A 1,252-nucleotide genomic window follows, 5' to 3' on the forward strand; every position below is an offset into this window, starting at 1 on the left:
TGGCCCCTGGATATGGCTCTGGGTGGGGGGTTCGGTGTGCGGGCATGGCTGTATCCCCACAAGGCATGGCCTTTGGGGTCTGACACCCAACCGGGGGGTGTTTTTCGAGAGGTGCGGGGGGCTGCTCCGGATTGATCGTTCGGAGCAAGGTGGGCTTTCGCCTGGTCAAAGCTGGTGCGGTGGTGTTAGGCGGTGGCTGGGGCTGGGTCGCCCTCACCACCCTCACCGCCACCGTCCTTCTCGGTTTCTTGGCGGTTCTGGGTGTGGTGGTGGTCCCAGATCTGCTGGTTCGCCTTCACCTGCAACCGGTGCTTGAGCCGGTTGTGGGTAGAGCACAGCAGCTGCATGTTGTCCGAACTCGTCGCCCCGCCGTGGGAGAAGGCGATGATGTGGTCGAACTGCGACCAGCTACGCGGCATATCGCAGCCTTCGTGCCACTCGCAGTGAAACTCCTTGTACCCGGCCGCCTGGCGGACGGGGTCGGGGGCACACCGGTGCTTCTGCCCCACATCCAGCAGAGTCTTGCCCTCGGCGTCCGTCAGGAACCTGCGCAACCAACTCTTCGGGGTCAACCGGGAGATCATCTGGTCAGGGATGACCACCCCGTCCTCGGTCACCGCCGGCTCCGCCGAGGCATCTCCCAGGTAGCGCTTGAGGGGCACGGTGATGTTCAACGTGACCACCGGCTTCGGCGCCTTCGCGCACTTGCGGTGGCCCAGGGCGGTCTCGAAGATCCGCATCATCGCGTCATAAGTGCGCTGGTGCTTGGGGATAGCGGCACTGTCGGGCCCGTAGGGTTCGGTGTAGGCGTCCAGGGCGGCCTGGATGAGCTGGTTGTCCGCACCCGGCCCCCACATGCGCAGCAGGAACCCGCCTTCGAAGGTCGGCGAGAACTGCGCACCACGGTTGTCGAAAGTCTCGTCGTAATCCCGGTCGGCTTTATCGGGGTCCAGCTGGGCGACGAACCATTTCGCCGCGTCCCGCAACTGACGCACCGACGCTTTCGGGCATTCCTTCTTATAGGCGATCAGCCCGAACTCCAGGCGGGCCCGGAAACCCTCCACGTCGGGGTGGTCGGCTTTGAACGCCTCATCGGCTGAGTCCAGGACCTTCGCCCACTCAGCGGTGGCTTTTTCGGTGGAGGTCGCGATCGCGCACGCTTCACCCAACGACAGGGTGCTGTCCCCAAACGCCTCGTCCACCAACGGCAACTGCTGGCGGTGCACGGCGCGGGCCAGAGTGGCCAGGTTGC

The 1,252-nt window shown here is 65.0% G+C and carries 1 protein-coding gene; it reads right to left on the minus strand.

Going from position 1 to position 1,252, the window contains the following annotated elements; translation table 11 throughout:
* Positions 1 to 185: 185 nt before the first annotated feature.
* The coding region (locus BQ8420_RS08385) for an HNH endonuclease signature motif containing protein (RefSeq protein ID WP_087097263.1) at positions 186 to 1,252 on the minus strand (1,067 nt) is incomplete at its 5' end.

The sequence above is a fragment of the Nocardiopsis sp. JB363 genome, assembly GCF_900143625.1.
In the GTDB taxonomy this organism is placed as follows: Bacteria; Actinomycetota; Actinomycetes; order Streptosporangiales; family Streptosporangiaceae; genus Nocardiopsis.